This window comes from Actinokineospora iranica, from assembly GCF_900101685.1.
In the GTDB taxonomy this organism is placed as follows: Bacteria; Actinomycetota; Actinomycetes; order Mycobacteriales; family Pseudonocardiaceae; genus Actinokineospora; species Actinokineospora iranica.
The window spans coordinates 290,294-314,842 of sequence record NZ_FMZZ01000004.1 but is presented as its reverse complement, the minus strand read 5'-3'; the positions used below and the strand labels follow the sequence as shown (position 1 = coordinate 314,842).

Genomic DNA, 24,549 nt, shown 5'->3' with positions numbered 1-24,549 from the left:
CCGCTCGTGACACCACCCGAGAAGCCGGACACCACCGGACCAGAGCCCGAGCACACGTCGGAGCGGACTTCGGTCGTCGCGACCAGTGGCAAGCTCGACCCGCCCGGCCAAGAGCCGCAGCCCAGCACCGGCAGCGCCAAGAACGACAGCGCTGAAAACACCAGCGCCAAGAACACCAGCGCGGAAGACACCACCGCCGAAAACGACGCCGCGCCACCACCGTGGCAACGCGTCGCCGACTCCGAAGCCGCCGACACCGCGGCGGCGCAGCCGAAAGGACCGGACGCCGACACCACCCAGTCGATCCCCACCGCGGGCAACGGGTTCGACCCGGCGGCGTACCGGCCCGTGGACGAGACCACCGTCTCCGTCGAACGCCCCGTCGTGACCGGCACCGCCGCCGGTCGCGTGTTCGGCGACCACGCACCCCCACGGGCCGCGGTCAACCTCGACAGCGGCGGCCTGCGCGCGGGCACACAGAACCCGCCCAGCGCCCGCCGCCCCGGCCGCGGCCCCCGCCGCGCCAACCTGCAGATCCGCCGCTTCGACCCCTGGTCGGTGCTGAAACTGTCCCTCGTCCTCGGCGTCGCCCTGTTCTTCGTGTGGCTCGTCGCCGTCGGCGCCCTCTACGCCGTCCTCGACGGCATGGGCGTCTGGGACAAGCTCAACGGCATCTCCAGCGAACTGCTGAACACCACCGACGGCACCACCAGCGGCCCACTGATCAGCGCGGGCCGCGTGTTCGGCATCGCGGCCATCATCGGCGCCATCAACATCGTGCTGTTCAGCGCCCTGGCCACCGTCGGAGCCTTCGTCTACAACGTCTCGGCCGACCTCGCGGGCGGCCTGGAGGTCACCCTCGCCGAACGCGAGTAGGGGGCCGATTTGGGAACGCGGCAGGGCCTACGGTAATCTCTTGTCGCGTTCCACAAGGGCCTATAGCTCAGGCGGTTAGAGCACTTCGCTGATAACGAAGGGGTCGGAGGTTCAAGTCCTCCTAGGCCCACGGCCTCGGCCGACCCATGCTCGCGGAAAGCGCGAGCCGGGTCGGCCGTTGTTGTATCTGGGGGGCGACCCCCAGACCCTCACGGTGCGGTCGCTCTCGAACCAGCGGTACCCCGGGGTCCGTACGCGGTGGTCGCTTCGGTGGGTTTGTCTTGGATCGGCGGTGCTCGGGGTCCGTAGTGGGTGGTTGCCTCGGTGGGCTGGTTTCTGGATCGGTGGGGCTCGCGCTTCGCGCATCGGGGTGGGTGCGGGTGGTGGCCGCCTAGGTGCTCCCCTCTCCTTGTGGGTCTTGGTCCTCACTTGTGGGGGTTTGGTGGGTGGGGGTGGGGGGTGTGGCAGACTGAGGGGGTCATTGGATTGGTAGTGCCTTAAGGAGGCATGGACGTGAAGAAGCTGCTCGCGCTTGCCGTGATCGCTGGTGGCGTCCTTCTGGTCGTGCGCCGGAAGAGTTCGGCGAAGGCGGAGGCGGCTTTGTGGCGTGAGGCCACCGCCCCTGCCGCCAACAACGGGGTCAAGAAGGCTTGATTTCGGCTTGATCTTGGTTCGATGTGGTCGGCGCGGCCTTGGGTCGCGTCTGGCTTGGGGACGTAGCTCAATTGGCAGAGCACTGCCTTTGCAAGGCAGGGGTTAGGGGTTCGATTCCCCTCGTCTCCACCGCGTGACAGACATGGGAAGGCCCAGGTCAGCGAGGTTGTCTCGCCGCCTGGGCCGCTCGCGTTGAAGGGCCGGATCAACCGGCGTGCCCCTCGCGTGCCCCATCCCCACCGGAGTCGGCACGGGCCTTCATCACGTTGTCGCTGATCGCGTCGGCGATCGCGCGGTCACGGTCACGGGTGGCGTGCTGGTAGATCAGCGCCGCCCGCATGGACGAGTGCCCCATCCGCGCCATCAGCTCACGAGTGGTCGCACCGGCCTTCGCCGCCAAGTCGTTCCCCGTGTGCCGCAGGTCGTGAAAGTGCACGTCCGACTTCGTGATCTTCGCGCCCACCAGCGCGGCAATCCACACCTTCCGGAAGTTGTGCCGCCGCAGTCGGCCGCCCTTCGGCCCCACGAAGATCACGCCATCCGGGCCGGACTCGGCGTACTGCGTCAGGTGATCAGTCAACTCGGCGAGGATCACCTTCGGGATGGAGACCGTCCGAATGCCCGCCTCGCTCTTGGGCTTCTTGATCAGCCGCCGACCGCCGCGTAACTCAGCCCCGACTTCCGCACGTGACCAGCGCGTGATCAACTCATCTGTCTGATATGGACTTCTCAGGGGATGTAGTACGCCTCAGGCCCCACCTTCTCCCTGTCCTCGGTGAGCTTCGCCGCCCAATCCTTGGCAATGGCCGCTTCCGCCATCGCCTCATGCGTGTGCCGGGGGTCGGTGCCCGCGACCTTTCGGAACACCGTCGCGCAGTGCTGGTAGAAGGAAATCCATTCCTTCCGCGTCGCCGACCGCTCAGGCCCAGGCCGCACGTACTCCCGCGCACCGGCCAACGTCATCGGCACAGGTCCTGTCGACTTCCATCGCTGAACCGGGGCAGCCGCCACAACACCCTCCCTCCCACAGGGAAAGCACGACGACGAACACCCAGCCCAGCACCCGCCGCCATGCAGAGCATCAGTACCCCGCCCCGGAATCACCATCGTCATCAGTGACCAACCGATGCCGAGGCCCAGGCCCTTCCGGCGGCGCAGCCTCACCATCCGGGTCCATCACCGCCGCCATCCGAGCCGCCTCACGAGCCAGATTCCGGCAGAAGTTCGCCAAGTACAGGTGACCATCCGGCCCCTGCTCACACTGGACAGTCACGCTGACAACGCCCAGGTAAAGCACCAACGCCGGACTCCCAGCCACAAACCCAGCCCACGCATCCCGACCCGGAGCACACGTCACATTCACCGTCATTGTTCGGGCCTCCCGCCCTGTTGTTGGTCGCGCAGGTCTTCCATGCCCGCACGACGGTCGAACTCCTCAGCGGCGATCGCAGCCGCGTGACGTGCCCACAACGGGATGGCCAGCTCAGCGGCCAAGGCCCGCCAGGCAGCCGCGACAGCGGCGTAAGCAGAGGCAAGACGGCGGATCGCGTCTCTGTCCGGGGGCTCTTGACCGGCCGCCGCGAACATGGCCGCCGTCTGCTCCGCATACGCGAGGTTCCAGCGGGCGACAGCCTCACGAGACGCCCGCCCCGTCATCACGCCGCGTTCTTCTGCTCAGCGCCCGCAGCGGGCTTGCCAGCGCGACCAGCTCCAGGCGCCCCCATTCCCGAGGCCCGGAAGCTGTAGGCGACTCGCCCCTTGTTGTTCGCATAGGGAGTGATCGTCAACCGCTCGAACTCCACCGCCGGGAACGGGAACCCGTTGGCCGCGGGAGGCGGAACCGGCTGGTGATCCGCGGTCACCTTCACCTTGAACTCAGCCCCGAACCGAGCAGCCTCGCTGTTCGCGTCCAACGCCCGCACGATCCAGACGAGCTGCCCCGTCTCCTTGTCCCGCTCCTGCATCTTCGCCGCCCCCGGGTTGTCCGAGAACGCCATCGACGGCTCCACACCGAGCACGAACGCACCCAGCGGAAACACCTCCCTGAACTCCACCGCGAACCGAGTAGGGATGACCGGCATGTCGACCTCCACCTGTCTAACCGAGCTAGTCCGGCTGTACAAGTAGGGACGGTACGCCAGCTTGGCTAGACATGTCAACGGTGACGGAAGACGGCTAGCTCGCTAGGTCAGCTAGACGACTTCATGCATTGCATGGAGACTGGGTTTCACTCGTGCATGAAACTTGCTCTCATGCGAGCTAGGCGACGCTTGGAGACGACATGGCTCTAGACCCGGATGACCCGCGACCGCCGTATGTGCAGGTAGCGAACGCCCTACGAGCGGCCATCCTGACCAAGAAGTTCAGCGCGGGGGACAAGCTCCCCTCCCGCAACGAGCTGGCCAAGACCTACAACGTCGCCCCCATGACCGTGCAGAACGCCCTACGCGAGCTACGCGACGAGGGCCTGATCGTCTCCCGCCAGGGCAGCGGCGTCTTCGTCCGCGAACGCACAGAGCGCCCTGTCGGTCTGCGCCCCCACATCGAACGCGCCTTCGCCACCGAACACGTCACCATCGACTTCGCCGGGTTCTCCGGCGAAACCCTCCACGGCGCGATGCAAGAACCCCTAGACAAGATCCGCGAAGGACGCCTGCGCCCGGAGTCCATCCACGTCCGCATCCTCATCCCCGACACCACAGCCCCACTAGCCATCCCCTGCCGCGTCGAAGACCTAGCCGACAGCCCCGAGTTCCGAGCCCGCGCAACCGCGATCATGCACCGCCACATCGGCGCCATAACCGACACAGTCAACGAGCTGGGCTCACTCGGCCTCATCAAAGAAGCCCGCGCCACCGTCCGCGTCCACCACGCCGCCCCCCTGTTCAAGCTCTACATCATCAACGGCGAAGAAACCTTCTTCGGCTTCTACCCCGTCCGAGAACACATCCTCACCTTCGGCGACACCCCAACACCCATCTACGACCTCATGGGCAAAGACGCCATCCTCTTCCACCACTCCGCCACCGACGACGACACCAGCACTGGCAGCCAATACGTCGACCAAGCCCAAACCTGGTTCAACAGCATGTGGAACACCGTCAGCACCGAGTTCACACCATGAATCCCTCACCAGCAGAGCCCCACGGTTCCCTTCAGCACATCCTTGCCGACGCTGAAGCGCTCCTACTCGACTTCGATGGCCCTGTCTGTTCCGTATTTGCTGGCTTTCCAGCCAACATCGTTGCTGATCAGTTGCGAGATGTGCTCATCCAAGGCGGTCATGCTGACCTTCCGCCCTCCATCGTGCTTTCTCTAGACCCTTTCGATATATTGTTTCATGCCGCAAAACTTGGTGGCGATGAAGCGCGATATGTTGAAGCAGCCTTCACGGCGCACGAAGTAGACGCAATCAAGTATGCGGTACCGACACCTAACGCGCACGAGTTCATCCGATCTTGGCACAAGACTAGTCGCCCCGTTGCCATCGTTAGCAACAACAGTTCGACCGCCATCGAGGCATATTGCCTGATGCATGACTTGTCGGATGATGTGGCAGTTATTTCGGCACGCGGGTTCGCCGATCCGACAAGATTGAAGCCAAATCCCTTTTTGTTGAATCAAGCGCTAGATGCGCTCGCTATTTGCCCGGGGCGAACGGTATTTATTGGTGACTCTAAAACCGATATTCAAGCGGGCCGTGCTGCGGGAGTGCGTTGTATTGGCTTTGCTAATAGCGCCAGAAAAATAGGAATGTTCTCAGTGATGGCCGTGCCGACGATGGACAGGTTCCCTTTAGAAGGACTCACCTGATGGCATAGATGCCTTCAATCCTATCACCTTCCAAGGTGTCAGGTTGTCTACAGCACCTCGCAGCGACAGGGACGGAGCTGGGTCGGGGGCCTGTACAGACACCCGTGCCAAGTTTTCCACAGGTTTCGCCCTGGCTTGTCCCCAAAAATCGCACAGACGTCCTACCAGGGGATTCGTAGCATTCCAAGAAAAATACCAGGTAGTTATCCACAGGGGTTGGATGAATGCGCTAGGGAAATGTGATCCGCGTCCCCAGGTTATCCCCAGGTTTGTCCACAGGGTCTGTTCTGGGGGCGTTTGCAAGAACATGCTCCGAAGGTGGAGACTTCTACATGTCATCGCAGCCAGCGGTGATCGGTTGCCAGAGACCATCCCTTGCACCTAGCCCGACCCTGACCGGTTTGGCCGGGCAAGTCGGCGCTCGGTCGAACCTTGACCCAGCCGACTAGGAGGTGAAGGTGGCCTTACGCCGCCGAAAGAGGAAGAAGGCGCATCGCGGCTCCAAGCTGCGGACTGGCCGGGTTAGGATCGTGACTCCTACCCGGCTCAGCGCCGTCACAGTAGCGATCCAGCTTGTCGGACTGATTAAGTCGATCACCGACATGCTGGGCACGTAACACACAGGAAGGGACGCTCCCCGTCCTTGCATCCTGGTTGGGTCGACCTACCAGTGGGCCCAACCAGGATGCAAGCCTGTCTTAGTTTGCTTCCTGGGTCAAGTTTTGTCCGGCAGTCAACCTTGTGCTGGTCTGACTCGTTTCCCCAGGTCAAGACGCTTACGGGAGCGATAAACTGACTCATTAGGTCAAGTATTGCCGAACTTACCTCTAGGGGATCAAGGCCGCGCCGCCTGCGCGGCGCGGTGTGCCTGTCTCGTTGGGGCCGTGGTCCGTATCCATCGCGCCACGGCGCGGCCTGCCGCTTCGCTACGGCCGCGCGGGCGCGCGGCACGGCTCATGCTCTTAGGCCGGGTGCGCCGCGCAGGCGACACGGTGGAGGCGCGTAGGCAGATCGGTGATGAGGGCCAAGCCGACGAGCAGCACGCATAGGCAGCTTCGATCCAGGATCGTCGGCGAGCTGGCGGAGCTGACTTGCGAGGTACCAGGGGCTGCCCCGCCCCTGGACCCCGGGAGCCCGCAGCACGATCCGCGCCCTACTCGGCGGAGCGGTGCAAGGCCCGTCGGCGCGGATCGCACTGCGGGAGTGGGGAGGGGGCACCTCTATATAGGGGCGCTGTCAGGGTGTGCCCTCTGCGTGCCCCTCACGTGCCCGTACCAGCGGGGACTCACGGGGAACGGGTGTCAAAGGTGCTGGGAGAATCACCGAGCGTTCGCGCTATCGGTCGCCGAGGTGACCGCGCGTATTCGGGTGCACCTTTGCAAGGCAGGGGTTAGGGGTTCGATTCCCCTCGTCTCCACTATCTTGCCTAACGTCGGCTTTCTGTCCGGGGTGGTGTCGTCGCGCGAACCGCTGGGGCCGCGTCGGTGGCTCGGTGTGGTCGGTTGGGCCGTGGATGTGGTGACGGAGGGGTCGTCGGCACTGGGTAGCGTGTGGCTGTGAGCGATTCTGGCGGTGGCCCCGGGCAGTTGGAAGAGCGGGCCGATGAACTTGTGGCCGAGTTCGGTGCCTGGGCTGCTGGTCATGGGTTTGAGGTTGATCTTTTCGTCGTTGAGGCGGCGATGGACGCGCGGGTCACGGGTGATGGCGGGCTCACCCGCTGGGACAGTGCGGACATAGGTCGGCTACTGCTGGAGTGGTTCCCGCGGAAAGTCACTCTGGAGAGGTCGGAGTGGTCGGGTGCTTTGGCGACGCTGCATTGCTGGGTCGACTTTTTGGCCGCGACTCGCCGTGGTGACGTGCGGGATCTGGATGCGCTGCACGCGGTGATCGACCGGAGCGCTCCGGAGTTCCAGGTGAGGATGACCGACGAGCGCAACTATGGGCTGGCGAAGTTCTGGATGACCCGGATGATCGAGCACGACGTCGACATCGCGGATGAGGACGCCGTCCGCGGCTTTCTGCGGGCGGTTCAGGTCGGCGAGATCGACTACGACCAGGACGTGCTCGGTGAGATCATGGGTCGTCGCGCGCTCGAAGGTGAAGCCGACCTGGTTCTCCCCGAGTTTGAGGAGCACGACCCAGGGCCGTTGCCGCCTGCGCTCGTTCCGCCCGAGGGCGAGCTGGCGTCCCTGGCGGAGAGCGCCATCGCGGTGGCCCGGTTCCGGACGTTGGTGGCGTGGGTGGGTGCTGGTCGTGCGCTGACGACGACGAAGCGCCTGCGTGTGGCGGATGCCCGTGAGCTGGCGCTGCTGCTGGGAGTGGACGCCCCCTATCTGGAGCGGGCTCGCAGCAGCGCGGACCTGCCGGAGGTGTCGCTGCTGGTGGCCTGGGCCAGGGCCGCTCGTCTGGTGCGGGTGGTCAAGGGCAGGCTTCTTGCGGTCAAGAGCGCGGCAGGCCTGTTGGACCGGCCGTTGGACCTGTGGTGGCGGGCGTTCGAGGCGTTCGGCGAGCTGGGTCCTGAGGTGTGCGCGCCCGCGAGCCGCTACGAAGGGCCTTCTCTGCTCGCGCAGGTGCTGCCGGAGGTGGCGCTGGACCTGTGGCTGAGTCTGTACACGGCAGGCGGGACACCCGTACCGGTGGAGCTGCTGGCCGGGAGCATTCGCGAGATGATGTCGGCCCTGCTCGGCTTTGGCATCGGCGGGCCGCTGGTCGGTATCCGGGAAATGATGTGGCGGCGGGATCTTGCCGCTGTGCTCGCGGCCTTGCAGACGGTGGGAGCGGTCGAGCTGACGGTATCCGCGGACGCACAGGAACGGGACAAGATCATTGAGCTTTCCGGCGATGATGATCCTGACCTCACTCTCGCGCGACTGACTCCGCTCGGCCTCTGGGGCGCGCGCAGGGCGTTGCGTGCCGAGGGATTCGACGCGCCGTCCGTGGCGGAGCTGGCAGAGGCCCCGCTGAAGCGGGTCTGCGAGGTTGTGGAGCACTGTGCACCTGAGGTCGTCGAGTCCGTCCTGGAAACATGGGTCGCGTCCAGGGACGCCAAGGACGCGGCGGCCGAGCTGGCCGCGTTCTGCGTGAATGGGCCGTCCTCCGCGGCGCGGCTGCTGGCGTGGGCCGCGCTGGAGCACACCGGAATGCCGGGGGTGGATCAGGCCCGCCGGTTGCGCTCCGAGGGCGGTGTGGCGGGCGGGATGGCCACCGAGTGGCTGGTCAGCCACGGCGAGCTGGCTCCTGAAGCCGCCGAGCAACCGGAGATGCTGCTCGCACTATCCGAGAACATGGCCGCCATGCACGACCACGGGATGCTGATCGAGGAGATGACCGGGCATCCGCTCCACGATCAACTCGGCTTCGTCCATGCGATCGCAAGCGCACGCCACCCCGACCGCATCGCGATGCTGACCACCATCTCCCGCGATCACCCGGGGCACGGCATCGCCGCTGCGGCGGACGAGGCCCTCGGCGGTGGCCTGCTGTAGCCGCGGCAGAGATGACCTGTGGCAGCGCGCCGGGAACCTACCGGCGGAATCGTCATTCCAGGCCCATCGACCAGCACGTCGCGGTCCTTATGCTGATGCGTTGGGCCCACTGTGGTTCTTCGTGGTGAAGGCCCAGGCAGCGCGGGTGTCCCGGTGCCTGGGCCGTTTGCGGTTAAGGACCTTGTGTGGGGGTGGGGGGCGCCTACGGTGCGGGCAGTAGGTCTAGTTCCTGTAGGTCGTTGAGGTACTTGCTGATCAGGGGCGGGGCCAGGTGGGGGATGTCGTGGTCGGGGCCGATTTCGGCGGTGCGGACGGCGGCCTCGAAGTGGGTGGTGGGGATGGCTGAGCCGGGGGTCGCGGGGGCGGGGTCGGTGAAGGCTTGGAGCAAGGGCAGTAGGGAGTGCTGTCGTTGTTTTTCGGGGAGGGCGCGCAGGGCGGAGTCGAAGCGGTCTAGCCATTCCTGGTAGTCGGTGATCCGGTGGATGGGGTGTCCGGCGTCGATGAGCCAGTCCACGAAGGTGTCCAGGGAGATGCCGTCGTCGTGGGGGTTGAGGGTGTTGAAGGTTCGGAAGCCCTCGCCCGCGCCGAGGGTGGTGATCGCCTCGGCGGTGAAGTCGACGGGGAGTCCGTCGTAGTGGGCGCGTTGGCGGGCGCCGTCGGGGGTGGTTTCGTAGAACGAGTGCGGGGCTACGCCGGTGAGGACGAGGCTGAGCAGCAGGCGGGTGAACATGTCCGGCACGTTGAGCTGCCGGGTGTAGCGGGTGTGCGCGAGGATCATGTCTGAGCGGAACACCGCGACCGGCAGGCCGCAGAGGTCGTGCGCCTCCCGGAGCAGCACTTCGCCCGCCCATTTGCTGATCGCGTAGCCGTTGGCGTAATCGTCGGCGATCCGCCGGGTCGGGCTGGTGCTTCTGATGTCGGCGTCCTCGGCGAGGGCGGCTGGGCCGACCTGCGCGGCGACGCCGACGGTCGAGACGTAGGTGACGGGTTTGCGTCGGGTGGTGATGGCCAGGCGGATCACTTCCGCGGTGCCCGCGACGTTGGGGCCGAAGAGCTGGGTGTAGGGCAGGACGTGGTTGACCAGCGCGGCGGAGTGCACGATCAGGTCGACGGCCGCGGTCAGCCGCTGCCAGGTGGGCGCGTCCAGGCCCAGGTTCGGCTCGCCGATGTCACCGGCCACGACTTCCAGCGCCTGCTCGGCCAGCTCCTTGTACTCGGCTGCCAGGCCGGAGTCGCTGTCGAACGCCTCGTCCAGGCGCTGCCTGGCCGCGTCCGCGCTGCTGCCGCGCAGCACGCAGATCAGCCTGCCGCCGACGGGCGCCAGCCTGCGCAGCCACTCCAGGCAGAGGAAACGGCCGAGGTAGCCGTTGGCGCCGGTCAACAGGACAGTGCGCGGGTCGCCCGCGCTGGGCAGCGTGGGCGCGGCGGTGAGTGTGTCGGTGTCGATGAACTTGTCGAGGGTGAGGTCGCCTGCGCGGACATCCACGCTGTCCTGGCCGTGGACGCTCGCGAACGTCGGCTTGCTGGCCCCGTCACGGCGTTCGGCCTCGATGTAGGCCGCCAGGTTCCGCAGGGTGTTGGCGGGGCTGATCACCACACCCACCGGGACCTCGACGCCGAAGATCTCGCCGAGCAGGTTCGAGAAAGTCAGCGCGGACAGCGAATCGCCGCCGAGGTCGAGGAAATGCGCGCTGTCGGCCACCGCCGCGCCGCGCGCCCCGAGCAGCGCCCGCGCGGCACCGCTGACCGTGTCGAGGACTGGCCGGTCCGCGCTGCCCTCGCGCAGCAGGCGAAGCTCGTCGTCCTGCCCGTCGGCGAGGTCGGTGTAGAGCTGTTCGAGGCGGTCGCCGTAGCGCTGGAGCAGGCGGGGGCGCAGGAGCTTGCGGGCATCGGAGAGCAGGCCGTTCTTCGCGCTGAACGGCTCGGTCTCGACCAGGAAATCGCGCGGGATCTCGTAGGAGCTCAGCCCGGCGTCGCGGGCGACCTGCCGCACCGACTCGGTCAGCGACCGCTTGAGCTCCGCGCCCTGGTCGGTCGCCGCTGGGGTCGGCACGATCACGGCGAGCAGGTAAGCGCGCTCGCTGTTGCCGTAGACGAATATCTGCTGAATCAGCGGACTGGTGACGAACAGCGCCTCAAGCCGGGACACGGCCACGAACTCGCCTTGCGACAGTTTCAGCACATTGCTGCGGCGGTCGACGTAGACGAGCTGATCCGGCCCGGTCTGCGCCATGATGTCGCCGGTGCGGTAATAGCCGTCCTCGTCGAAAATGTCCGCGGTCACCTCGGGCCGCCGGTAATACCCGGGGATGACGGTCGCGGCCTTCACCAGCAGTTCGCCACGCGGGTGCGGCACGTCCGTCCGGAAATAGCCCAACTCGGGCACGTCGGCGAGTTTGTGGTCGGTCACCGGCGGGCGCAGCAGGCGGGAGTCCAGCATGAGCACACCGGCCTCGGTCGAACCGTAGCCGTCGCGCAGGTTCACCTCCAGCACGGACTCGACAAACGCGGCGACGTCGGCCGACAGCGGCGCCGACCCGCACATGGACGCCACGACCCGGCCGCCGAGTTCCGCGCGCCGGAACACCTCCCGCACTTCCGCCGCGACGGCCTCTTCCGACTCAGCGCCCCGCCGGTCGAGTTCCGCGCGGTAGCGCTGGAACAGCATGTCGCAGACCCGGGGGACCAGGATCAGCAGAGTGGGGCGGACCAGGGCGATGTCCTCGAACAGGCAGGACAGGTCGCTGCGCGCGGTGAAGTACGCGGTGCCGCCGCGGGCGATCGACTCCACCAGCACGACGCGCCCGGCGATATGGCTCAGCGGCAGGTAGATGACCCCGATCAGGGGCACTGTCTCCGGCCACACCGACGTCGCCCCCGACCACAGGTCGGCGACCAGCCGCTGGGGGTACACCGCGCCCTTCGGTGTCCCGGTGCTGCCGGAGGTGTAGAGCAGCAGGGACAGGTCCTCGTCTTCGCCCGCGAACAAGGGCGCGGCGGGGGAGGCCGCGCCACGGTCGAGCACGGCGGCCAGCGTGTCGATGACGACCGGCGACCCGGCGTCGGCCAGGCGCCCGCGCGCGGACTCGACCGCCTCGCGCTCGTCGTCCACCTCGGCGTGGAAGTCGAACACGATCACCCGCCGCACCGTGGGCCCGGTCAAGGCCAGGTCGACGGCGGTGTCGAGGCGTTCGACGCTCGCGGCCAGCACCCGCGGCCCGGTCTCGGCGATGATCGGCTCAAGCTGGGCGACGGAAGCGCTGGCGTGCAGCGGCACCGAGACGACGCCGAGGTGCACGCAGGCCAGGTCCAGCGTCGCGTAGTCGCTGCTGGCGAACCCCAGGATGGCGACGAACTCGCCCGCGCGCAGCGGGTGTTCGGGATGGTGGTGCCATTCCGCGGCGACCGCGCGCACCCGGGCCCACAGTTCGCGGTAGGTGATCGTGTCGAACCTCGGCAGCAGCCGCAGCGACGTCCGGCCGGTGTCCGGCGAGACGACCGGCTCGGTCGCCCGCTCACCCAGCGCGGGGCGGTCGGCGTAGCCCGCCATGATCGTGGCGACGATCTCCGCGAGGCCCATCCCCGGCCGCCGCACCGCCGCCCGCACCGCGTCGTCCGGCTTCACGTCGCGGACCTGCGGGTCGTCGGTGAGCAACTCGGCCAACCGGCGCCGCGCGCGCGGATCGGCCAACCAGCCCGCGTCGTCGTACTCGTGCCCCGTACCGGTTGTCACAACGGCCCTCCGTGCCTCGGTTATACCGAGTGTTGTGTTGAGATTACTCACTGTCAACCGCGGGTGGCGGCGGGCGAACCGCTAGAACCCGAGCACCGCGGGGTCCTTGGCCAGGGAGCGGAAGTGCTCGGCCGGAGACGCGACGAGCTTGCGCACCGCGGTGTCGATCACTCCGACGACCGAGGTGAGGTCGGCGACCAGCGTCCCGTCGGCAAGGGTGATCGTCTGGTTGACCCGGAACGTCTTGCCGGTGCCCCACACCCACTCGCAGGTCACGTCGACCTCGTCGCCGCCGCGCAGTTCACGGTGGTAGCGCATGGTGTTCTCCAGCACCGCGGGGCCGCCGCCGGACGCGGCCAGCACGTCGGTGGTGATGCCCGCCGCCCGCATACTCTCCCAGCGGGCGTGCTCGCAGTACAGCAGGTACACCGCCTGGTTCAGATGCCCTTGGATGTCGAGTTCGTATCCGCGCACGACAATCCGCACGGTGAACGGTTCGCTCACAGCGTCGTCCTTCCTTCCCGAATTGAGTAAGTCTCAGTTGACTTTGCGATCCAGATGCGACCAATACTGCTCGCGCAGCACCCTGCGCAGGATCTTCCCACTCGGGTTGCGGGGAATCGCCTCGACGAACTCGTACCGCGTCGGCACCTTGAACTCGCCGATCAGCGTGCGCAGAAAGAGCATCAGCTCGCGTTTCGTGGCCTGGGCGTCCGGACTCGGCACCACGAACGCCAGCACGGCCTCGCCCCACCGTTCCTCCGGCACCCCGATGACCGCGGCCTCGGCCACCGCGGGGTGTTTGGTCAGCGCGTTCTCGACTTCTGCGGGATAGACGTTCTCGCCCGCGACGATGATGACGTCCTTGATCCGATCGGAGATGAACACATAGCCGTCTTCATCGAGGTGGCCCGCGTCGCCGGTGTGCAGCCAGCCGTCGACCAGGGTGCGCTCGGTCGCCTCCGGCATCCCCCAGTACTCCAGCATCACCGCGGGCGTGCGCACGCAGATCTCGCCGACCTGGCCGTTCGGGACCGGGTTGCCCGCCGTGTCGACAACCTTGACCTCGACGCCGGGGTAGGGCTTGCCCGCCGCGCGCATCCGCGGGCTGCCCGGCACGTGGTCCTCCGGCGGCAGGCAGATCGCGGCGTTCCCGCTCTCGGTCAGGCCGTACATCTGGACGAGCGCGCAGCCCAGCACCTCCTGGCAGCGCAGCAGCAGCGTTTCCGAGATCGGGGAGCCGCCGTAGTTGACCATGCGCAGGGACGCGAAGTCCGCTGGGGTGGCGGCGGTCTCCTGCACCATCATTTGCAGCATCGCGGGCACCGCCAGGGTGGTGGTGACCCGCAGTTCCCTGATCAGGCGCACGGCCTCGCCGGGGTCGAACATCCGCATGGCGACGATGGGGACGCCCGCGTTGAAGCTCTGCATCGCCCACCAGATCCCGGCGATGTGGAATCCGGGGATGCTGATCAGGCTGCGGTCGTCGGGAAACCAGTCCAACCAGGGCAGGCCGTGTTCGGCGAGCAGGTCGCGGATCGCGAAGAAGCTCCGGTGGGCGATGACCACGCCCTTGGGCAGTCCGGTCGTGCCGCTGGTGTAGATCTGCACGATCGGGTCGCCGGGCTCGGCCGTGACCACCAGGTCGTCGTCGGGGTACGGGGCAATCCAGTCGGCGAGCCCGTCGCCCCGCTCGCCGTCGCCGTCGAGGTCGACCACGAGCCGGAGACTGTCCAATTCGGACGCTCCGGCGACTGCGGTCGGGTGGAATTCACGCTCGCAGAACAGAAGCTCGGCGCCGGAGTCGCGCAGGATGTGGTCGACCTCCTCCGGCGCGAGCCGGAAGTTGATCGGGACGAGGACCGCGCCGATCTTCGCGCAGGCGAAGAAGATCGCGTAGTAGTGCTCGGATTCCTTGCCCAGATAGGCGATCCGCGTGCCCGCGGCGATGCCCGCGGCCAGCAGTGCGCGCGCGATGCGGTTGCCGCGCCTGCCCAGTTCGCCGTAGCTGACCTGCCTGCCTTCGCAGATGATCGCCAACTGTTCTCCGCGCTCGGCCGCGTGCAGCGCGATGGTGTCCGCCGCGGTCCGCAGGGAGGGGTAGTGCATCTCGGGTCTCCGATCGGGCTCAGTGCCGGATGACTCAGTGCCGGATGACTCAGTGCCAGATGACTCAGTGCCAGATGTTGTCGGTGGGCCAGAAACTGCGGCCGGTCAACACTGGGCCGGGTAGGCGGCACAGGGCGGGTGTGTTGTCCCGAGCCCCGAAGTCGACGTCCGCGCCCGCGCGGAAGCGGGCGGCGAGCGCGGCCAGTTCGCCTTCGCCAGGAAGATCGGGCGTCGTGCCTTTCGCGATGGCCGCCAACTTGGCGAGCAGGCTGGTGCGGTCGGGCACGACGGCGGCGGCGCGGACCGGACCGTGGTCGCGGCCCAGCGCCAGTGTTCGGCACACGGACTCCACCGGCAGTTCAGGATGATCCGCGAGATAGGTGTGCAGCCGCAGCGCGGTCGCGGCGAGCGCTTCGGCGTTGTGCGCGGAGAGCACCAGCAGCGCGGGCTCGGAACCGCCCGCGGTCGCGGTGTCCCCGCTGTCGACCCCCTCCAAGATCACGTGCGCGAGGGTGCCCGCGAAGCCGTACCCGCTCACCGCCGCCCGGCGCGGTCCGGAAACCGGCCAGGAGGTCGGCGCTGCCGCGAACCGCAGCCCCAGCCCCTGCCACGGCACGCCGGGATCGAGGTCGTCGGCGCCCACCTGCGGCGCGATCTCCTGGTGCGCGAGCATGAGCGCGGTCTTCATCAGCGCGGCGGCGCCGGACGCGGTCTCGGCATAGCCCAGATTCGCCTTGCATGAGCCCAGGTAGAGCGGCGGTGCGCCTGGGCGGTCCCGCTCGTAAGCCTGCGACAGCGTCTCGGCCTCGATGATCCCGCCGATCCGCGACCCGTTCGCCTGCGCCTCGACGTAGTGCACGTCGTGCGGCCGCACCCCCGCCCGGCGCAGCGCGAGGTCGATCACGGTCCGCTGGCCCGCCGCCGAGGCCACCGACATGGCGGGACGGTCCCCGTGCTGGTGCACCGCGCCCGCGCGGATCACCGCGTACGGCCGCACTCGGCTGGCCAGCGGATCGGACGCCCGGGTGAGCACCACGACGCCGCAGCCCTCGCCGCGGACGTGGCCGTCGGCCCGCGCGGTGAACGGCCTGCTCCGGCCGGACGGCGAGACCATGCCCGCGCGCGCCAGGATCGCCGTGCTGAACGGGGAGAGCACGAGGTTGCACACACCGACCAGCGCCACATCGCATTCCCCGCGGCGCAGCGACTGCTCCGCGAGGTGCACCGCGGTGAGCATCGACGACGACGCCGTGTCGATGCTCACCGCGGGGCCGCTGACGCCCAGCCCCATGCCGATCCGGCCGGACAGCGCGCCGACGCCGCTTCCGGTGCTCATGAACGGCGACAGGTCGTCCGCGTCCGTCCCGTTGCGCAGCCGCGCGAACGGGTACTCCACCTGGCCAGCCGCGACGAAGACGCCCACGGTGGCGCGGCGCAACTCGGCCAGCGTCAGGTTGGCGTCGGCGACGGCCGCCACCGCGACCTCCAGCAGCAGCCGCTGCTGCGGGTCCATGTGCAGCGCTTCGGCGTCGGAGATGCCGAAGTACGCGGCGTCGAACACGTCGACGTCGGAGAGGAACGCGCCGTGGGCGAGGACGTCGGCGATCGGGGCGAGGTCCGGCGCGTCGAGGTTCCAGCGAGCGCGGCCGAGGCTGTCCAGCGGCGGGCCGACCGCGCTGGTCGGCACCACCCGGCCGCCGCGCAGCGCGGCCCACAGCTCGTCCGGGGAACCGATCCCGCCGGGCAGCCTGGCGCCCATGCCGACCAGCGCGATGGGCTCGGTGTCCTCCTGCCTGCGCCGGGCGAGCATGACCATAAGCTGCTTCTTCGACAGCGAGTCCAGATAGTCGATGTAGCTCAACGGTTCCTCACAGGTTCAGCGCGCGCAGTGCGGCCAGCTCGGCGTCGACCTCGGACTCGGTCAGGTTCCGCACCTCGTCCGCCGCGGCCTCATGGGACGGGTCGGCGCTGGTTTCCTCGGCGAACAGCGACTTGTGCACGAACTCCGCGAGCGCGCGCACGGTCGGATGGTCGAAGAGCGCCGAGGTGGGCAGCGCGATCCGGAACAGCGACTCCAGGGCGTTCTTCAGCTCGACCGCGGCCAGCGAGTCCAGGCCGAGCTCCACGAACCGGGCGTCGGCGCCGACGTCCTGGGCCGAGCCGAACCGCAGCACGCGCGCGACCCGGCCGCGCAGGGCGTCGCGGATGGCGCCCGCGCGTTCGGTGTCGGTCAGCGAGTCCAGCGCCGCGACGTCGAAGTCGTCCTCGCGCTGCGTCCCCTGGTCGCTCAACCGGGAGAACAGGGCGTCGGCGACCGCCAGTCCCGCCGTGTAGCCGGACCAGTCGAACTCGCCGACGACCACCTGCGGCGCGCCCGCGCCCAGCGCCCGCACCAGGGCCCGCGAGGCCTCGTTCGGCTTGATGAACTTGATGCCCCGGTCCTCGGTGCTCTCGATCTGCTTGGCCGAGAGTTCCGCGGCCATGCCGACCTCGGCCCACGGCCCCCAGTTCACGCTGAGACCGGGCAGGCCCGCTGCCGCCCGCAGGCGCATCAGCGCGTCGAGATAGGCGTTGCCCGCGGCGTAGTTCGCCTGGCCCGCCGCGCCGAGCACCGAGGAAATCGAGGAGTAGCCGACGAAGAAGCGCACACTCGGGATGTCCTCGATCGCCTTGTGCAGCAGCCACGAGCCGCGGACCTTCGCCCTGAGCACGGTGTCGAAGCTGTCCCAGGTCTGCCGCTCGAACGGCGCGTCGGCGAGCGTTCCCGCCGCGTGGATCACCCCGCCCAGCGGCGCGTCCGGCGGATTCGCCGCGGCCGTGATCCGCGCGATGTCGTCGGCGTCGGCCACATCGCCTTGGTGCACGGTGATTTCCACATCCGCGCCGATCGCCTCGGTCAGCGTTTGGACGTCCGCCGCGGACACCTCACGCCTGCTCATCAGCGCCAGCTTCCGCGCCCCCTCGGCGACCAGCCGCCCGGCGGTGACCGTGCCGAGCGCGCCGAGGCCGCCGGTGATCAGGTACGTCTCGTCCGGGCTGATCCGCGCCGGGGCCGCTGCCGGGCGGTCCTCACGCAGCCGCAGCACGAGCTTGCCGATGTTGGCGCCCCGGCTGAGCACGCCGAACGCCTCATCGATCTCGTCCAGTCCATACGCGACAGTGGGCGGGGCCTCGATGTCTCCTGCCGCGAGGAGTCCGGCGACGGTGTCGAGGATGCCGCCGGTGAGCCGGTCGAGCTCGTCGGGGGCGAACTCGCTCAGGTCGAAGTTGTGGTACTCGGCGTCGGGCCGCTGCCGTGCCATCCGCTCCGGCGACCAGATGCCGATCTTGCCGAGTTCCACGAACCGGCCGCCTTGCGCGAGGCAGCGCACGCTCGCGGCGACGTGCTCGTTGGCCAGGCTGTTGAGCACGACGTCCACGCCGCTGCCGTCGGTGGCCGCCAGAATCTCGTCGGCGAAGTCGAGCGAGCGGGAGTTCATGACCCACCGCACGCCCTGCCCGCGCAGCAGATCCCACTTGCGCGGGCTGGCCGTGGCGAACACCTCCGCCCCCGCGAGCTGAGCCAACCGCACCGCTGCCTGTCCGACACCGCCCGCCGCCGCGTGGATGAGCACCCGGTCTCCCGGCTTGACGCGCGCGAGATCGCGCAGCGCGTGGTAGGCGGTGACGTAGGCGGCCGGGATCGCCGCCGCCCGCTCGAAGTCCACAGTGGACGGTTTGGCGACGACGACCGACGACGGCACCGTGACGCGCGAGCGCATACATCCGACCCGGGAGAACATGACCTCGTCGCCGGGCTGGAACCGCGCGGCCGGGCCTGCGGCGACCACCGTCCCGGCGGCCTCGAAGCCGAGCGGCAGATCCTGCTCCGGCAGACCGTTGTCCAGCGCGTACTGCCGCAGCAGGCCGAGCGCGTTGAGGACGTCCTTGAAGTTCAAGCCAGCCGCGTGCACGGCGATGGTCACCTCGTCGCCCACCGGCTCGACGCCGTCGGCAGGCACCGGCACCGGCTTGACCTTGGTGAAGTCCCCGTACTCGGTGATCCGCAGCTCGAAGTCGCCCTCGGCGGGGGCGGCCAGCGGAGCCAGCCTGCGGACATGCCGGATTCCGCCGCGGTAGGCGAGTTGGAACTCCCCGTCGCCCGCGTCGCCGTGCAGCAGCTCGTCGGCGAGGGCACGCAGGTCGCCCTGGGCCAGATCGACCAGGGTGGCCCGCAGCGCGGGGTACTCGGTCAACAGCACATGGCCCGCGCCCCACAGCGACGCCGCGGCCTGGTGCTCCGCGCGGGCGGGCGGGTCGCCGGGGAGGGCCTGGGCGCCTTCGGTGATCAGCCGCAGCCGCACCGACCTGCCCACGCTCGCCCCGTCGAGTCCGGCCATCAGATCGAGCAGGTCGCGGTAGTTCGCCGCGCATTCCGCGTCGAGCCGGTCGACTCCGTCGAGGTCGGGGCTGGCCCGCCAGAACCACCACAGCTCGGCGTCCGACACCGCGGCCGAGACCATCCGCGCCGCTTCCCGGCCGTCGGCGGCGAACCGCAGTTCGACTCCCGCCTTGGCGAGAACCGGGGCCACGGCGTCGAAATCCGCCTGCGGGCGGTGCGCAACGACCACCGTCGCCGGGCCGGTCGACGCCCGCTCCACCAGGGAGCGCTTGACCCACCGCGGCTCCAGGAACGCGCGACCGGACGAGGCGTTCGGCCGCGCGACGCGCTTGAGCCGGGCCCCGCGGACGGCGAAGACAGCGCGGTCGCCTTCCATGCCGACGATGTCGGCGGTCAGGCCGTCGTCGTCGTGCGCGGTGATCTCGGTCAGCACTTCGAGATCGCCCTTGGGCTTCTTGAACAGCTCGATCGTGGCGAACGCCACCGGCAGGTACGCGTCGGAGAGATCCACGATCCCGCCGATGGTCTGCATCGCGCAGTCCAGCACGGCCGCGGTCAGCTGCTCGACCGCCGAGTGCGCGGCGGCGCGCAGGTCGCCGACCGCGAACGTCTCAGCGAAGCGGGAAACCTCGCGCACCAGCCGGAACCGCGTGCCGTACGGCAGGCCCAAGTCGGTGTAGCGCGCGTACAGGTCGTCCGCCGACACGGTTGCCCGCGCCTGGCCGCGGTCGCGTTCGGCGCGCAGCCTGGCCACCACCTCGGCGGTGGCCGCGGTCGGCTGGGGCGGGCCGCCGATCACGGCGGTCGCGTGCAGGCGTTCGATGGCGCCGTCCTGGCCCTCGACGCGGCTGACGATCTCCGCGGCGAACTCCCCGTCGCCCAGGGGACGCAGCCGGGTCTCGACCTCGGTCAGCGCGTCCTGGGCGAGGAACAGCGGTTCGAGAATCCGGATATCGCGCAGCGGGCGCGCGGTCTCACCGAACACCGCGTCCTGCGCCGCGAGGATCGTCTCGACATACCCCGCGCCGGGGAACACGACCTGCCCCATGACGACGTGGTCGGCGAGGTATCCCGGCGCCAGCGGACTCAGCCGCGTCCGGAACACCCTGCGGCCATCGGCGGCCTCGGCCGCGGCGGAAATCTCCGTGCCCAGCAGCGGGTGGTGAGACGCGGCGCCCGACGCGGCTCCCGGCAGCGCGGGCAGCCAGTAGCGCTTGCGGTCGAAGACATACCCCGGCGCCGGGACGCGGCGGCCCGGCCGCCCGCTGTGGTACCGCGCCCAGTCGATCGGCAGACCCGCCGTGTAGCACCGCGCGACCGCGCGGCGGATGGTCGATGTTCCCTCGTCAGCGGGATCGAGGCTGCTCACCCACAGGTGGGCGGCGGGATCGGTGTTCTGCCTGCCCATGTTGTTCAGCGTCGCGGCGGGCCCCACTTCGACGAAGACGTGCGCGCCGCGCTCCTGCACGGCGCGCATCCCCGCGGCGAAGTTCACCGGCTCGGCGATGTGGCGCACCCAGTACTCCGCGGTGCCGACCTCGGCGAACGCGGCGACCGCGCCGGTCACGTTCGACACGAAGCTCAATCGCGGCTCGTGGAAAGCGATGTCGCGCAGGGCGTCGCGGAAGGCGTCGAACACCTCGGCCATCAGCGGCGAGTGGAACGCGTGCGAGACCGACAGCGCCTTGGTCTTCACACCGCGCTCGGTGAGCGTGGCGACGATCGCGGCGAGCGAGTCGTGCCCGCCGGAGATCACGCACTGCTCGGGCGCGTTGATCCCGCCCAGGCCCACATCGGGGAAGTCGGCCAGCAGGGGAGCGACGTCGGCCGCCGCGGCGCGCACGGCGATCATCCCGCCGGGCGCGGACACCGCCTGCATGAGGCGGGCGCGGGCGGCCACCAGGGTCACCGCGTCCTCGACGGTGAACAGCCCGGCGACGGTCGCGGCGACGATCTCGCCGATGCTGTGTCCCAAAAGGACAGTCGGCCGCACGCCCCAGTCCATCCACAGCCGCGCGAGCGCGTATTCCAGGGTGAACAGCGCGGGCTGCGTGAGCTGGGTCTGGTGGATGTCGTCGGCGTCGTCGGAGGACAAGTCGAACATCATGTCGCGGACGGACATCCCCAGGTGCGCGGCGAAGAGCCGGTCGCAGTCGTCGACATGCGCGCGGAACACCGGGTACCGGTCGTAGAGGGCCTTGCCCATCCCCGGGTACTGCGAGCCCTGCCCGGCGAACATGAACGCGACGTTCGACAGCGACGGCTCCGAGTCGGTCGGCGGGGCCGACAGCGCCTCATCGAGCAGGCGCAGCGCGTCGGCGCGCGTGTCGACGGGGCCCGCGATCCGGGCGGCGAGGTGGGTGCGCCCGACATTGGCGGTGTGGCACAGGTCGGCGATCGAGATGTCGGGGTTGTCATCGAGGAAACGCCGGTACCGCCGCAGTTGCGCGGGCAGCGCGCTGTGCGTCTTGGCGGAAATGGTGAGCACCCCGGTGTCCGCGGTGTCGGTGGGCTCGGCCGCGGTTTTGGGCCGTGGCGCCTCTTCAAGCACCACCGAGGCGATGGTGCCCGCGAAACCGTAGGAGTTCACCATCGCCCGACGCGGCCCGTCGGCGGCCCAGTCGCGGACGTCGGTCGGCACGGTCACCCGGTACCGGTCCCAGGGGATGTGGCGGGACGGCGTGGTCAGGTTGATGTGCGGGTAGATCACACCCTCCCGCATCTGCAAGACGGTCTTGACGATCCCGCCGACGCCTGCCGCGGCCTCCATGTGGCCGATGTTGGTCTTGACCGACCCCACGACCAGCGGATCGTCCGCCGCGCGCGAGGACGAGAACACCGTGTCGATGGCGCTCATCTCGATGGGGTCGCCGAGCGAGGTGCCGGTGCCGTGCGCCTCCACGTAGCCGATCTCGGCGGGTTTCAGCCTGGCGCTGGCCAGGGCCGCGCGCATCAGCGCCGCCTGAGCGGTGCCGTTCGGCACGGTCAGGCCGCCGCTCTCGCCGTCCTGGCGCACCGCGGAGCCGCGCACGAGCGCGAGCACCGTGTCACCGTCGCGCCGGGCGTCGGAAAGCCGCTTCAGGAGCAGCATTCCGCACCCTTCGCTGCGGCCGTAGCCGTCGGCCGAGTCGTCGAAGGTCTTGCATTTGCCGTCCGGGGACAGCATCCGGGCGCGCGAGTAGACGATGTGGTTGCGCGGGTGGTGCGTGCCGTTGACCCCGCCCGCCAGGGCGATCTCGCATTCGCCCTTGCGCAGGCCCTGGACCGCGAGGTGCAGCGCGACCAGAGACGACGAGCACGCGGTGTCGACGCTCAGGCACGGGCCGCGCCAGCCGAGGAAATACGACAGCCTGCCCGCGGCCGCGCTGTGCGCGGTGCCCGCGGCGATGTGGGCGTCGAGTTCGCCGTCCGGCACCGACTCGACCTCGATGGTGAAGTCCATCTGGCCGACCCCGAGATAGACGCCGCCGTTGCCGTGGCGCAGCGTGGCCGGGTCGATGTTCGCCGACTCGAACGCCCGCCACGAGCATTCCAGCGCCCAGCGGTGCTGCGGGTCGACAAAACCGGCTTCCTTCGGCGAGATGTTGAAGAACCGCGGGTCGAACAGGTCCATTCCGGAGACGAACCCGCCGCCCGCGGCCAGCGGCGGCTTGCCCGCGGCACGCTCGGCGGCCTGGAGCGCGGCCATATCCCAGCGGTCGGTAGGAACGGGGCCGGTGCCGTCGCCGCCCGCCCGGAGGAAATCGGCGAACTTCCCCGGGTCGTCGTTGTCGCCGGGGAAGTGGACGCCCATTCCGACGATCGCGATCGGTTCGTACTTCTCGGCGAGCAGCTGCCGAGTGAGCGCGTCGGTCCTGGAAGCTGTGGTGTTACCGGTCATGGAAGGCCCTGTTCTTCTCGGCGATGCTGCCGCCGTGGTCAACTGATCACCTGGCTGGTGGCTTGACTGGTCATCCGTCGTAGAGGTCGCGGAGCAGGTCGTCGACGAGGTCGTCCTCGACAGAGTCCGGGCTGTGGTCGGCCGTGGCCCGCGCGCCGCAGAAGAGATCCGCCAGCACCTCGGAACGCAGGTATGCGAGCAGATATCCGGTCGTCGGGTTGTTGAAAAGCGTCGCGGCCTCGATCGACCGGCCGAGTTGCTCCTCCAACTGCCGCTTGACGTCCATGGCGCCCAGCGATGTCAAGCCCAGCGTGAAATAACTCTCGTCCAGCGGGTACGCATCGGTGCTCTCGAACAGCAACAAGGCTCTGAATTTGTCGACCACCATCCGCTCCAGCACGGTCGGCCGTTCGGAAAGCGGAGCCGCGGTCAGTTGTTCGATGAACGGGGTGACTTGATTCATCGGGTTTTCCGTGTCCTATGATCCTGATGCCCGACAATGGACTTGCCCGACAATCGACTCTGGGGGGAATCTGAATGCCAGGCGCCGACGGTGAGCAGGCCGACGCGATGACGGTCGCGGCACGCCGAGCCGAGGAGCTTTACGCCACCGACCGCACCTGCCAGTCGCTGGGAATCACGCTCGGCGAGGTGGGGCCGGGCCGGGCGAGCGTGTCGATGCGCGTCACCGCCGAGATGACCAACGGCTACGGCATCGGCCACGGCGGTTACGTGTTCCTGCTCGCCGACGCGGCCTTCGCCTACGCGTGCAACAGTTACGCCTCGGTCAACGTGGCGCAGAGCGCGCAGGTGACGTTCCTGCGCCCGGCCCGGGTCGGCGCCGACCTGGTCGCCGAGGCGACCGAGCGCGAGCGCGTCGGCCGCACCGGGCTCTACGACGTCACGGTGCGCACCAGCGACGGCGAGGTGGTCGCCGAGTTCCGCGGGCAGAGCCAGATGCTCAGCGGAAACCCGTTCGCGGGCAGGGGATAGCCCCGGCATCACCGCGGCCAACTCGGGGAACGGCCCAGCACCGCGAGGATCCGGTCGAGCTTCGGCGCGGTCGGCGCCACCTCGATCACCGGGGCGAACGAGGCGTCGGGCTGTTCCCGGAACGGGCCGACGGGGACCTCCCGGTGGGCCACCGTCAGGGCGGCGTCGAGCACGTCGGCGTCGAACACCATCCGCACGCCGACCGAGACGCCGACGTCCCAGGCGTGCACGACGTAGTCGAGGAAGTGGAAGCTGATCGCCTGCGCGGCGGGGAAGGTCCGCTGGGTGGTGATCTCCGACAGCGGGAATTCGCGCGCAAGGACACCGTCCTCGGCGAACGCGTCCAGCACCAGGCGAGCCGATTCCGCGTACTCCGCCTTCGGGTCGTCGCCGAGGGGACGAACGCGCCACATGTCGAGATCGCCATTGCCCGCCGCGGCGGCGGCGAATCCCCGGTTCTGCGCGATCATGTGTTCGAGCAGTTCCCGGAGCACCCACGCGGAACACGGGGTAGGAGAATCCCACGCGTCATCGGGAACCAACGAGACAACACGTGTGCTCGCCTCCACCGCGCGCCGGTCGAGTTCCAGGATGCCGTCCATCGGTGTTTCTCCTTCGGGTGAAT

General features: G+C 68.8%; 17 protein-coding genes and 2 tRNA genes. 8 read left to right on the top strand and 11 right to left on the bottom strand.

Going from position 1 to position 24,549, the window contains the following annotated elements; genetic code table 11:
* Positions 1 to 6: 6 nt before the first annotated feature.
* The 4 genes from BLS56_RS11445 (at position 7) to BLS56_RS11435 (ending at position 1,659) form a co-directional block, all read left to right on the top strand.
* Positions 7 to 876 carry a DUF3566 domain-containing protein gene (locus tag BLS56_RS11445; RefSeq protein WP_091449956.1) on the top strand — a complete coding sequence of 290 codons (870 nt, stop codon included), beginning with the start codon at positions 7 to 9 and terminating at the stop codon, positions 874 to 876.
* Positions 877 to 932: 56 nt separating this feature from the next.
* Positions 933 to 1,006, top strand: a tRNA-Ile gene (locus BLS56_RS11440).
* Positions 1,007 to 1,389: 383 nt separating this feature from the next.
* On the top strand, positions 1,390 to 1,530 hold the full coding sequence (locus tag BLS56_RS30560) for a DLW-39 family protein (RefSeq protein WP_139190617.1): 141 nt from the start codon (positions 1,390 to 1,392) through the stop codon (positions 1,528 to 1,530).
* 56 nt (positions 1,531 to 1,586) lie between these two features.
* Positions 1,587 to 1,659, top strand: a tRNA-Ala gene (locus BLS56_RS11435).
* Between the two features lie 76 nt (positions 1,660 to 1,735).
* Here the strand turns inward: BLS56_RS11435 and BLS56_RS11430 are convergent.
* From BLS56_RS11430 to BLS56_RS11415, 4 genes are all read right to left on the bottom strand, one after another.
* Positions 1,736 to 2,236 (bottom strand): tyrosine-type recombinase/integrase, encoded by a 501-nt coding sequence (locus BLS56_RS11430; RefSeq protein WP_228771558.1) that lies wholly within the window; start codon positions 2,234 to 2,236, stop codon positions 1,736 to 1,738.
* Positions 2,237 to 2,259: 23 nt separating this feature from the next.
* Positions 2,260 to 2,493, bottom strand: a complete 234-nt coding sequence (locus BLS56_RS11425; protein ID WP_091449954.1) for an AMED_5909 family protein — start codon at positions 2,491 to 2,493, stop codon at positions 2,260 to 2,262.
* 402 nt (positions 2,494 to 2,895) lie between these two features.
* Positions 2,896 to 3,186 (bottom strand): hypothetical protein, encoded by a 291-nt coding sequence (locus BLS56_RS11420; protein WP_091450074.1) that lies wholly within the window; start codon positions 3,184 to 3,186, stop codon positions 2,896 to 2,898.
* Complete coding sequence (locus BLS56_RS11415; protein ID WP_091450073.1) at positions 3,186 to 3,611, bottom strand: hypothetical protein; 426 nt, start codon at positions 3,609 to 3,611, stop codon at positions 3,186 to 3,188. Before BLS56_RS11415 ends, BLS56_RS11420 begins: the two co-directional genes overlap by 1 nt.
* Positions 3,612 to 3,811: 200 nt before the next feature.
* On the opposite strand from BLS56_RS11415, the gene BLS56_RS11410 reads away from it, so the two are divergent.
* The 3 genes from BLS56_RS11410 to BLS56_RS11400 all read left to right on the top strand — a co-directional run bounded on the left by BLS56_RS11410 (position 3,812) and on the right by BLS56_RS11400 (position 8,828).
* The gene (locus BLS56_RS11410; protein WP_175482772.1) at positions 3,812 to 4,654 is read left to right on the top strand and encodes a GntR family transcriptional regulator; all 843 of its coding nucleotides are present in this window, start codon (positions 3,812 to 3,814) and stop codon (positions 4,652 to 4,654) included.
* Positions 4,651 to 5,343, top strand: coding sequence for an HAD family hydrolase (locus tag BLS56_RS11405; protein ID WP_091449952.1), 693 nt, complete (start codon positions 4,651 to 4,653; stop codon positions 5,341 to 5,343). The genes BLS56_RS11410 and BLS56_RS11405 overlap by 4 nt, the downstream gene beginning before the upstream one ends.
* A gap of 1,556 nt (positions 5,344 to 6,899) precedes the next feature.
* Positions 6,900 to 8,828, top strand: a complete 1,929-nt coding sequence (locus BLS56_RS11400; RefSeq protein WP_139190612.1) for a hypothetical protein — start codon at positions 6,900 to 6,902, stop codon at positions 8,826 to 8,828.
* A 202-nt stretch (positions 8,829 to 9,030) separates the two neighbouring features.
* On the opposite strand, the gene car is transcribed toward BLS56_RS11400, so the two are convergent.
* The 6 genes from car to BLS56_RS11370 all read right to left on the bottom strand — a co-directional run bounded on the left by car (position 9,031) and on the right by BLS56_RS11370 (position 23,394).
* Positions 9,031 to 12,561 (bottom strand): carboxylic acid reductase, encoded by a 3,531-nt coding sequence (gene car, locus BLS56_RS11395; RefSeq protein WP_228771557.1) that lies wholly within the window; start codon positions 12,559 to 12,561, stop codon positions 9,031 to 9,033.
* A gap of 81 nt (positions 12,562 to 12,642) precedes the next feature.
* The gene (locus tag BLS56_RS11390; protein ID WP_091449950.1) at positions 12,643 to 13,065 is read right to left on the bottom strand and encodes an acyl-CoA thioesterase; all 423 of its coding nucleotides are present in this window, start codon (positions 13,063 to 13,065) and stop codon (positions 12,643 to 12,645) included.
* Between the two features lie 33 nt (positions 13,066 to 13,098).
* Complete coding sequence (locus tag BLS56_RS11385) at positions 13,099 to 14,670, bottom strand: fatty acid--CoA ligase (RefSeq protein WP_091449949.1); 1,572 nt, start codon at positions 14,668 to 14,670, stop codon at positions 13,099 to 13,101.
* A 64-nt stretch (positions 14,671 to 14,734) separates the two neighbouring features.
* Positions 14,735 to 16,531, bottom strand: coding sequence for a polyketide synthase (locus tag BLS56_RS11380; protein ID WP_091449948.1), 1,797 nt, complete (start codon positions 16,529 to 16,531; stop codon positions 14,735 to 14,737).
* A gap of 7 nt (positions 16,532 to 16,538) precedes the next feature.
* Entirely contained in the window at positions 16,539 to 22,931 is a 6,393-nt protein-coding gene (locus BLS56_RS11375; protein WP_091449947.1) for a type I polyketide synthase, read from the bottom strand.
* A gap of 70 nt (positions 22,932 to 23,001) precedes the next feature.
* The gene (locus BLS56_RS11370) at positions 23,002 to 23,394 is read right to left on the bottom strand and encodes an acyl carrier protein (protein WP_091449946.1); all 393 of its coding nucleotides are present in this window, start codon (positions 23,392 to 23,394) and stop codon (positions 23,002 to 23,004) included.
* 74 nt (positions 23,395 to 23,468) lie between these two features.
* On the opposite strand from BLS56_RS11370, the gene paaI reads away from it, so the two are divergent.
* Positions 23,469 to 23,924 (top strand): hydroxyphenylacetyl-CoA thioesterase PaaI, encoded by a 456-nt coding sequence (paaI, locus tag BLS56_RS11365; protein WP_091449945.1) that lies wholly within the window; start codon positions 23,469 to 23,471, stop codon positions 23,922 to 23,924.
* An 8-nt stretch (positions 23,925 to 23,932) separates the two neighbouring features.
* On the opposite strand, the gene BLS56_RS11360 is transcribed toward paaI, so the two are convergent.
* Positions 23,933 to 24,526, bottom strand: a complete 594-nt coding sequence (locus tag BLS56_RS11360) for a TIGR03086 family metal-binding protein (protein WP_091449944.1) — start codon at positions 24,524 to 24,526, stop codon at positions 23,933 to 23,935.
* Positions 24,527 to 24,549: the final 23 nt, after the last annotated feature.

Excerpts from the sequence above, each read along its gene's own strand:
- BLS56_RS11385 (WP_091449949.1), bottom strand. The coding sequence starts at position 14,670 with ATGCACTACCCCTCCCTGCGGACCGCGGCGGACACCATCGCGCTGCAC.
- BLS56_RS11405 (WP_091449952.1), top strand. The coding sequence starts at position 4,651 with ATGAATCCCTCACCAGCAGAGCCCCACGGTTCCCTTCAGCACATCCTT.
- BLS56_RS11425 (WP_091449954.1), bottom strand. The coding sequence starts at position 2,493 with ATGACGTTGGCCGGTGCGCGGGAGTACGTGCGGCCTGGGCCTGAGCGG.
- paaI (WP_091449945.1), top strand. The coding sequence starts at position 23,469 with ATGCCAGGCGCCGACGGTGAGCAGGCCGACGCGATGACGGTCGCGGCA.
- BLS56_RS11360 (WP_091449944.1), bottom strand. The coding sequence starts at position 24,526 with ATGGACGGCATCCTGGAACTCGACCGGCGCGCGGTGGAGGCGAGCACA.
- BLS56_RS11420 (WP_091450074.1), bottom strand. The coding sequence starts at position 3,186 with ATGACGGGGCGGGCGTCTCGTGAGGCTGTCGCCCGCTGGAACCTCGCG.
- BLS56_RS11415 (WP_091450073.1), bottom strand. The coding sequence starts at position 3,611 with ATGCCGGTCATCCCTACTCGGTTCGCGGTGGAGTTCAGGGAGGTGTTT.
- BLS56_RS11370 (WP_091449946.1), bottom strand. The coding sequence starts at position 23,394 with ATGAATCAAGTCACCCCGTTCATCGAACAACTGACCGCGGCTCCGCTT.
- BLS56_RS11375 (WP_091449947.1), bottom strand. The coding sequence starts at position 22,931 with ATGACCGGTAACACCACAGCTTCCAGGACCGACGCGCTCACTCGGCAG.
- BLS56_RS11410 (WP_175482772.1), top strand. The coding sequence starts at position 3,812 with ATGGCTCTAGACCCGGATGACCCGCGACCGCCGTATGTGCAGGTAGCG.